This is a genomic window from Caulobacter segnis, assembly GCF_003243465.1.
In the GTDB taxonomy this organism is placed as follows: Bacteria; Pseudomonadota; Alphaproteobacteria; order Caulobacterales; family Caulobacteraceae; genus Caulobacter; species Caulobacter segnis_A.
Genome location: NZ_QFQZ01000126.1, coordinates 1 through 8,417, shown reverse-complemented (window position 1 = coordinate 8,417; position 8,417 = coordinate 1). Strand labels below are relative to the sequence as shown.

The 8,417-nt window shown below is 68.8% G+C and carries 9 protein-coding genes; 3 read left to right on the top strand and 6 right to left on the bottom strand.

The features are described from left to right. The 4 genes from DI526_RS22525 to DI526_RS22510 form a co-directional block, all read right to left on the bottom strand. Positions 1 to 690: DUF72 domain-containing protein (locus DI526_RS22525; RefSeq protein ID WP_304283015.1), on the bottom strand; the 690-nt coding region annotated here is incomplete at its 3' end. A gap of 34 nt (positions 691 to 724) precedes the next feature. Continuing rightward, on the bottom strand, positions 725 to 1,300 hold the full coding sequence (locus tag DI526_RS22520) for an NUDIX hydrolase (RefSeq protein ID WP_304283017.1): 576 nt from the start codon (positions 1,298 to 1,300) through the stop codon (positions 725 to 727). Next, on the bottom strand, positions 1,288 to 2,289 hold the full coding sequence (locus tag DI526_RS22515) for an inorganic phosphate transporter (protein ID WP_304283010.1): 1,002 nt from the start codon (positions 2,287 to 2,289) through the stop codon (positions 1,288 to 1,290). The genes DI526_RS22520 and DI526_RS22515 overlap by 13 nt, the downstream gene beginning before the upstream one ends. Before the next feature lie 6 nt (positions 2,290 to 2,295). Beyond that, the gene (locus tag DI526_RS22510) at positions 2,296 to 2,952 is read right to left on the bottom strand and encodes a DUF47 domain-containing protein (RefSeq protein WP_304283008.1); all 657 of its coding nucleotides are present in this window, start codon (positions 2,950 to 2,952) and stop codon (positions 2,296 to 2,298) included. Positions 2,953 to 3,130: 178 nt separating this feature from the next. Between DI526_RS22510 and DI526_RS22505 the strand changes: the two genes are divergently transcribed. The 3 genes from DI526_RS22505 to upp are packed head-to-tail and all read left to right on the top strand — an operon-like array spanning position 3,131 to position 6,462. After that, entirely contained in the window at positions 3,131 to 3,595 is a 465-nt protein-coding gene (locus tag DI526_RS22505; protein WP_304283005.1) for a (2Fe-2S)-binding protein, read from the top strand. Positions 3,596 to 3,597: 2 nt separating this feature from the next. Further along, positions 3,598 to 5,778, top strand: coding sequence for a xanthine dehydrogenase family protein molybdopterin-binding subunit (locus DI526_RS22500; RefSeq protein WP_304283002.1), 2,181 nt, complete (start codon positions 3,598 to 3,600; stop codon positions 5,776 to 5,778). A 54-nt stretch (positions 5,779 to 5,832) separates the two neighbouring features. Then, a complete protein-coding gene (gene upp, locus DI526_RS22495) occupies positions 5,833 to 6,462 on the top strand; it encodes a uracil phosphoribosyltransferase (protein ID WP_304282999.1) in 630 nt (209 codons plus the stop codon). Between the two features lie 12 nt (positions 6,463 to 6,474). Here the strand turns inward: upp and DI526_RS22490 are convergent, their stop codons facing one another. Together DI526_RS22490 and DI526_RS22485 are read right to left on the bottom strand one after the other, a co-directional pair. Further along, positions 6,475 to 6,873 carry a Dabb family protein gene (locus DI526_RS22490; protein ID WP_304282996.1) on the bottom strand — a complete coding sequence of 133 codons (399 nt, stop codon included), beginning with the start codon at positions 6,871 to 6,873 and terminating at the stop codon, positions 6,475 to 6,477. A gap of 121 nt (positions 6,874 to 6,994) precedes the next feature. Then, positions 6,995 to 8,417: amidase (locus DI526_RS22485; RefSeq protein WP_304282994.1), on the bottom strand; the 1,423-nt coding region annotated here is incomplete at its 5' end.

Genomic DNA, 8,417 nt, shown 5'->3' with positions numbered 1-8,417 from the left:
CAGCGCATCCCAGGTCGCCGCGCCGAAGCGGGTGTTGTCGAAGATGCACCAGGTCTCAGCCTCTGCGTTCAGCCGCGCGCCCAGCGCGTCCAGGACCTCCAGCCCATACGCACTGGCGTACATCACCGGCGCGCCGTGCAGGCGGTGGTAACTCAGGCCCCGCCAGCCGCCCGGCTCGGCGGCCAAAGGAACGACCGCTGGGTTAGCGGCGACGCGGGCCACTCGGTGAGCCACCAAGAGCGCGTCCGCCTCGGCTTCGAACCAGCTGGCGTGGCGCGGCTCAAGCACGGTCGGCGCGTCGGTGCGGGCGCGCCACGTTTCCAGGAACGCGCCGACCCGCTCCGTCTCGTAAGCCAGGCTGGGCGGCAGCTGGATCAGCAGCGGGCCCCGCTTGCCGCCCAGGCCGCCGGTCTCGTCCAGAAACCGCGTCAGCAGGTTCTCGACCCCCACGAGCCGCCGCTCGTGGGTGATCGCCTGCGGGACCTTGACCGCGAACCGGAAGTCCTCCGGCGTCGAGGCCGCCCAGCGCTCGTAGGTCTTGCGCTGGTGAGGCCGATAGAAGGCCGTATTGATCTCGACCGCATTAAGCCGCGCGGCGTAACGCTCGAGCACGGTCCCCTCGGCGGAGAAGGCTTCGCCCGCGCGATAAAGGCTCCAGCCGGCCGTGCCGATGCGGATGGCATGCGCCATCAGCGCGCGAGGCGGCAACGGGTTCAGCCAGGCCCTAGCGCCCGTACCGGCCCCACAGCGCCGTCACCCGGCGGCGCAAGCGCTGCAACGCCACCTGGACAGGCGTCGGAGCCGGGTGGGGGGCGGGCCGTTCCTCGACCGGCAGCTCGACCGCGGCGAAGCGGGCGATCAGGTCGCGGAGCTCCGGCTCCTGGACGGCGAGGGCCGCCTCGACTGGCGTCATCCATTCCAGGGTGCGCTGGCCTTTTTCCGGCCAGGCCGCGTGCTCGCCGGTGACCTGCAGCGGATAGACATCGACCTTAACCAGCTTGGCCGCGCCGCTCTTCAGGCGCTTGAGGTACTCGTATTCGCCGATCGGTTTGTCGGCGATCACGCCGTCGAGACCAGCCTCCTCATAGGCTTCCTGCGCGGCGGCGGCGAAGTCGGTCTTGCCCTTCATCGGCCAGCCCTTCGGGATCACCCAGCGGCGGGTCTCACGCGAGGAGACGAGCAGGATGCGCAGGGCCTCGCCCTCGCCGCGCCAGGGTAGGGCGGCGACCTGGCGGCGCTTGCCGCCGCCACCGGACTTTCGTCCGTCCTGCTTGCCTCGCGAGGCGGTCACTTCATCCAGAACCCGAGATAGTAGAACAGCGCCGCCGTAATGGCCGCCGCCGGCAAGGTGACGATCCAGGCGATGACGATGTCCTTGGCCACGCCCCAGCGCACGGCCGAGACCCGGCGCGAGGCGCCGACGCCGACAATAGCGCCCGTAATCGTGTGAGTCGTCGAGACCGGAACCCCGACATGGGTCGCCAAAAACAGCGTGATAGCGCCACCCGTCTCGGCGCAGAAGCCCTGCATGGGGGTCAGGCGGGTGATCTTGCTGCCCATCGTGTGGACGATGCGCCAGCCGCCGAACAGCGTGCCCAGGCCCATGGCCGTCTGGCAGGCCAGCACGACCCAGAACGGGATATGTCCGGCTTGGTGCGTCGCGCCGTGGGCGAACAGCAGGGCCGAGATGATGCCCATGGTCTTCTGGGCGTCGTTGCCGCCGTGGCCCAGGCTGTAAAGCGCGGCCGAGACGAACTGGGCCTTGCGGAACACCCGGTCGGCGAAGAAGGGCGAGCTCTTCACGAACGTCCAGGAGACGATCAGCACCAGCAAGAGCGCCAGCAGGAACCCCATGGTCGGCGAGACGACGATGCCGGCGGCGGTCTTGCCCAGCCCGGCCCACTGGATGGCGGAAAGGCCGCCGACCTTGGCGATGGCGGCGCCGACCAGGCCGCCGATCAGGGCGTGCGAGCTGGAGGAGGGGATGCCCGCCCACCAGGTCAGGAGGTTCCAGCTGATCGCCCCGCCCAGGGCGCCGAAGATCAGGCGGTCGCTGACGATGTGCGGATCGACGATGCCCGAGCCGACCATCTTGGCCACGCTGGTGCCGAAGAACAGGAAGGCGATGAAGTTGAAGAAGGCCGCCCACAGCACAGCCCACTTCGCCGACAGCACGCGCGTCGAGACGATGGTGGCGATCGAGTTGGCGGCGTCGTGCAGGCCGTTCAGGAAGTCGAAAGCCAGGGCGACGACGATCAGGAAGACCAGGATCAGGAGCGTGGGGTCCACGGGACTCTAGACCTGCTCGATCACGATGCCGCTGATGCGGTTGGCGACGTCCTCGAAGCGGTCCATGACCTTCTCGAGGTGGCTGTAGATGTCGATGCCGACGATGAAGGCCATCGGATCACCCCCAGGGCCGCTTTCCCGGCTGGCCAGGAACAGGTCCTTGCGGCCCTGGTCGTACATGTGGTCGGACTGCTCCTCGATCTCGCGGATGCGGACCGAAATCTCGCCGAGCTTCTGGGCGTTGTGACGCATCTTCGGCAGCAGGGCGACCGCCTCGGCCGTCAGCTTCGCCGCCTCGACGATGACGCCGGCCATTTGCTTCATCTGCGGTTCGAAGCTCTTGACCTCGAACAGGCTGACGACCTTGGCGGTCTTGCGCATCTGGTCGATGGCGTCGTCCAGCGAGGTGGTCAGGTCCTGGATGTCGCTGCGATCGAACGGGGTGATGAAGCTGCGGCGGACGGCCAGCATCACCTGGCGGGTGATGTCGTCGGCTTCTTCCTCGTGCCGGTAGACCCGGGCGCTGGCCTCTTCGACGGCGTCGCCGCCCTCGGTCATGTCGCGCAGCGCCTCGGCGCCGTCGATCAGCGTGCGGGCGTGAGCGGAGAACAGGTCGAAGAACGCGTCTTCCTTCGGCATGACGGCCTTGAACAAGCCCAGCATGGTGTCGGTCTTTCCTTGCGAGATCGCGTTCGTCCGTGGTCGGATCGGCGCGCGGCGCACCGGAACCACGGAAGGATTTGGCCGTCAAATCCTATCTGTGAAACTTATGTGACAGCGCTCGCGCAAACCGTGCGGTTGAGGCACAGTACGACCTGTCTGAGAGAACGGGGGGAGCCGTATGACGTTCACGCTGACCATCAATGGTGAAACGCGTGTGGCTGACGTCGAGCCGGATACGCCGCTGCTGTGGGTGCTGCGCGACACCCTCGGACTGGTCGGCGCGAAGTTCGGCTGCGGGGCGGCGTTCTGCGGGGCCTGTACGGTGCATCTGGACGGCGCGCCCGTCCGCGCCTGCGTGACGCCGGTCGGCGATGTCGGCCGCAAGCCGGTCACGACCATCGAGGCCATCGGCAAGACGCCGGTCGGGGCCAAGCTGCAGGACGCGTGGAAGAGCGTCGACGTCGCCCAGTGCGGCTACTGCCAGGCCGGGCAGATCATGTCGGCGGCCGCGCTGCTGGCCCAAAAGCCCAAGCCGACCGACGAGGACATAGACGCGGCGATGGACGGCAATCTGTGCCGCTGCGCCACCTACATCCGCATCCGAAAGGCGATCAAGGTCGCCGCCGGCGTCTCGGAGGCCTGAGCATGGACCAGACCCTGGAGAAGCCCTCGCGGCGTCTGTTCCTGCAAGCCGGCGCGGCGGCCGGCGGCGGCCTTCTGCTGTCGTTCAACCTGCCCGGCGAGGTCCGGGCGGCCGGCGCGGCGAAGCCTGCGACTCTGAACGCCTTCGTCCGCATCGCGCCGGATGGTGTCGTGACGATCGCCGCCAAGCGCGCCGAGATCGGTCAGGGCGTCAAGACGACGCTGCCGATGCTGATCGCCGAGGAACTGGATGTCGATTGGGCCAAGGTCCGGATCGAGCAGGCGCCGGTCGACGCCAAGACCTACGGCGACCAGTGGGTCGGCGGTTCGACCACGACGCCGGACGAGTGGGAGCCGAGCCGCCAGGTCGGCGCCGTCGGCCGCGCCCTGCTGATCCAGGCCGCCGCCCAGCGTTGGGGCATCCCACCCGCCAGCCTTGTGACCGAATCCGGCGTCGTGATCGACCCCAAGGGTAAGCGTCGCGCCGCCTATGGCGACCTCGTCGAGGCCGCCGCCAAGCTGACGCCGCCGGATCCCAAGACCGTCCCGCTGAAGGACCCCAAGGCCTATCGCATCATCGGCAAGTTCCATCCGCAGTCGGACAATGACGCGATCGTCACGGGCCGGCCCCTGTTCGGGATCGACGTCCGGCTGCCCGGCATGCTGTACGCGACCTACGCGAAAGGCCCCGTATTCGGCGCCAAGGTGGCCAAGGTCGATCTCGCGCCGGCCAAGGCCGTCAAGGGCGTCCGCGCGGCCTTCGTCGTCGAGGGCCAGGCGGAGCTGGACGGCCTGCTGCCTGGCGTCGCCGTCGTCGCCGACAGCTGGTGGTCCGCGCGCAAGGGACGCGAGGCGCTGACGATCGCCTGGGCCGACCATCTGACGGCGAGCCAGAGCTCGGCCAGCCTGGCCGCCCAGGCCGCGGCGCTCGCCCAGAGGCCACCCCAGCGCGTCCTGCGCCAGGATGGCGACGTCGAGTCCGCCCTGGCCGGCGCGGCCAAGGTGGTCAAGGCGTCTTACGACTATCCGTTCCTGGCCCACGCCACGCTCGAGCCTCAGAACTGCACGGCCGCCTGGAAGGCCGGCAAGGTCGAGATCTGGGCCCCGGCCCAGGATCCGGAGGAAGGCCGCAAGCTGGTCGCCACGACGCTAGGCGTCGCTCCGGAAGCTGTGACGATCCACCTGACCCGCAGCGGCGGCGCCTTTGGCCGCCGCCTGATGAACGACTTCATGGTCGAGGCCGCCTGGATCTCGAAGGCGGTCGGGGCGCCGGTCAAGCTGGTCTGGACCCGTGAGGACGATACGCGGCACGACTTCTACCGGCCGGCGGGGTGGCACAACCTCTCGGCCGGCCTCGACGCCAAGGGCGACCTGGTGGCCTGGCGGTCCCACGTCGTCAGCTTTGGCGACGAGAAGGATTTCGCGCGCGGCGCCGAGATCGACTCCACGCAGTTCCCATCCCGCGCCGTCCCGAACTATGTCCAGGCCGTCTCGACCCTGCCGCTGGATGTTCCCACCGGCTGGCTGCGCGCGCCTGGCAACAACGCGTTCGGCTTCGTGATGCAGGGCTTCATCGACGAGCTCGCCCACGCCGCCGGCCAGGACCCGGTCGCCTTCCGCCGCCGACTGATCGGCGATCCGCGCGTGCTGGGCGAGCCGGGCAAGGAGGACACCGTCGACACCGGCCGCCTGCGCGGCGTGCTGGACCGCGCCGCCCAGATGTCGGGCTGGGGCCGGGCCTTGCCGAAGGGCTCGGGCCTTGGCGTCGCTGTTCACTACAGCCATCGCGGCTACGTGGCGGTGGTCATCGAGGCCTCGGTCCAGGACGGCGCGCCCAAGGTCCGCAAGGCCTGGGTCGCGGTCGATGTCGGCAGCCAGATCGTCAATCCAAGCGGAGCCGAGCAACAGGTCCAGGGCTCGGTGCTCGACGCCATCGGCAGCACCCTGCGCCAGAAGATCACCCTGGAGAACGGGGCGGTGGTCGAAAGCAGTTTCGGAGACTTCCCGCTGCTGCGGATGAGCGAGGCCCCGCCGGTCGAGGTGGCCTTCATCCTGACCGACAACCCGCCCACCGGCCTGGGCGAGCCGGCCTATCCGCCGACCCCGCCGGCTCTGTGCAACGCCCTGTTCGCCGCCACCGGCAAGCGCATCCGCAGTCTGCCGATCGGCGATCAACTGGCCTGAAATCCGGCCAACATGCTAGGAGCGGGACGTTCCCGTTCCTAGCCGAGCCGCGCCATGTCCCAGGTCACCATCGTCAACCATCCGCTCGTCCAGCACAAGCTGACCCGGATGCGGGACAAGGCGACCTCGACCAAGACCTTCCGCGCCCTGATGCGCGAGACGGCGACACTGCTATGCTACGAGGTCACCCGCGACCTGCCGATGGACAAGGTCGAGATCGAGACCCCGGTCGCTTCGGCCACGGCCTACGAGATCGCCGGCAAGAAGCTGGTCTTCGCCCCGATCCTGCGGGCGGGTCTTGGCATGTGCGAGGGGATGCTGGACCTCGTGCCGTCCGCCCGCGTGGCCCACATCGGCCTCTATCGCGACCACGAGACGCTGGAGGCCATCGAATACTACTTCAAGGCGCCAGAGGACATTTCCGGCCGCTTGGTGATCGTCGTCGATCCGATGCTGGCCACCGGTCACTCGGCCATCGCCGCGATCTCGCGCCTGAAGCACTACGGCGTCAGCAACCTGCGTTTCGTCTGCCTGCTGGCGGCGCAGGCCGGCGTCGACGCCCTGCGCGAGGCGCACCCCGACGTGCCGATCTGGACGGCGGCGATCGACGCGACGCTCAACGATCACGGCTACATCGTGCCGGGCCTGGGCGACGCCGGCGACCGGACGTTCGGCACCCGGTAGGGGCGGGCGGCCTCAGACCGCCATCGAGTCATAGACCACGACCTTGCTCCAGAGGTGGCCGCAGTCGGCGACGAACTTCTGGTGCAGCGGGTGGTCCTGGTAGCGCTTCTGGTCCTCCACGCTCTTGAACACCATCAGCTCGGAGACGTCGTAGCTGTTGTCGACGACGTCGCGTTTCTCGGTCGAGGCGGGCACGCCGACGTGTAGCTGCTGGATGACCTCCACCGCCTTCAGCGCCTTCAGCCCCGCGATCAGCTGGTCGCGATCGGCCTTGGCGCCGGGGTTCTTCAGCCAAAAGAAGACCTGGTGGAACAGGAGCGGTGTGTCCGGCGCGGCCTGGGCGGGACCGGCCAGGGCCGCGCCGGCCGCCAGGCCGCTGGAGATCAGGACGCGGCGATCGAATGACGGCATGGCGAGGTCCTCCGCAGGTCGCGCCTGACGGCGCTGTCAACCACAAGGGCTAGACTGGCGGACCGACGATGGCAATCGCGATGGCGTGCGGGCCTGACGCTCGCCGCGACTCCGGCCCGGCTTACGGGGCGATCGTCTTGAGGAAGGTCGGCGGCTTCCTGTGCCGGGTCGCCTGCTCGTAGGCGTAGCCGAGGTTCAGGAGCAGCTTTTCGCTCCAGGCCGGGCCGATGAACGACAGGCCCACCGGCAGGCCGGTGACGTCGCCCATCGGCACGGTCAGGTGCGGATAGCCGGCCACGGCGGGCAGGGTGGTGGACGAGCCGCCGTAGTTGTCGCCGTTCAGCGGGTCGATGGTCCAGGCCGGGCCCGTCGTCGGGGCGACGATGGCCACCGCGCCGCTGTCCTTGAGGATCTTGTCGATGCCTTCGGGCCCGGCCAGCCGCTTGGAGTCGGCCAGGGCCTTCAGGTAGTCGGGATCGCTGAGACCCTTGGTCTTCTCGGCCTTCTCGAAGGTCTCTTGTCCGAACCATTCGAACTCCTTCGGGGTCGCTTTGTTGAAGGCGATCAGGTCGGCCAGCGTGCGGCTGGGGACCTTCTTGGGATCGGTCGAGGCCAGGTAGCTGGCCATGTCCGCCTTCAGCTCGGTGTAGAGCACCAGGCCCTCGGCCTTGCCGATCGGGCCTTCGTCGAACTCCTTCACGTCGACCAGGGTGGCGCCCTGGGCCTGCAGGTCCTTCAGCGCGCGTTCGAACACCGCGTCGGTCTTGGGCGAGTAGCCCGTGTAAAACCGGGCGACGGCCAGTTTCACGCCTTTCAGGGCGTCCTTGGACAGCCCCTTGGCGTAGTCGGTCTTGTGGGCGTCGGCGTCCTTGGTCGCCGGATCGGCGGGGTCGGAGCCGGCGATGATGGTCAGCACCTTGGCGGCGTCCTCGACCGTGGTGGTCATCGGGCCGGCGGTGTCCTGGCTATGGCTGATCGGCACGATATGGGTGCGCGAGACGAGGCCGACCGTGGGCTTGAGCCCCACCAGGCCGTTGATCGCCGCGGGGCAGGTGATCGAGCCATCGGTCTCGGTGCCGATGGCCAGGGGCGCGAGGCCCGCCGCCACCGCCGCGCCCGAGCCGCTGGACGAGCCGCAGGCGCTGCGGTCCAGCACATAGGGATTGCGCACCGTGCCGCCCACCGCGCTCCAGCCGCTGATCGACTTGTTGGAGCGGATATTGGCCCACTCCGACAGGTTGGCCTTGCCCAGCATGACGAGACCCGCGTCTCGCAGGCGCTTGGCGATCGGGGCGTCGCGGCCGGTGATGTTGTCCTTCAGCGCCAGCGAACCGGCGGTGGTCGGCAGGGGATCGGCGCTCTCGATATTGTCCTTCAGCAGGATCGGGACGCCGTGCAGGGGCGAGCGGACCTTGCCGGTCTTGCGCTCGACGTCCAGCGTCTTGGCTTCGGCCAGGGCGTTGGGGTTGGTGGCGATCACCACGTGGAGCGTGGGGTTCCTGTCCTGGATCGCGGCCAGGGCGGCCTTGGTCGCGTCCTCCGCC

Excerpts from the sequence above, each read along its gene's own strand:
- DI526_RS22510 (WP_304283008.1), bottom strand. The coding sequence starts at position 2,952 with ATGCTGGGCTTGTTCAAGGCCGTCATGCCGAAGGAAGACGCGTTCTTC.
- DI526_RS22505 (WP_304283005.1), top strand. The coding sequence starts at position 3,131 with ATGACGTTCACGCTGACCATCAATGGTGAAACGCGTGTGGCTGACGTC.
- DI526_RS22500 (WP_304283002.1), top strand. The coding sequence starts at position 3,598 with ATGGACCAGACCCTGGAGAAGCCCTCGCGGCGTCTGTTCCTGCAAGCC.
- upp (WP_304282999.1), top strand. The coding sequence starts at position 5,833 with ATGTCCCAGGTCACCATCGTCAACCATCCGCTCGTCCAGCACAAGCTG.
- DI526_RS22490 (WP_304282996.1), bottom strand. The coding sequence starts at position 6,873 with ATGCCGTCATTCGATCGCCGCGTCCTGATCTCCAGCGGCCTGGCGGCC.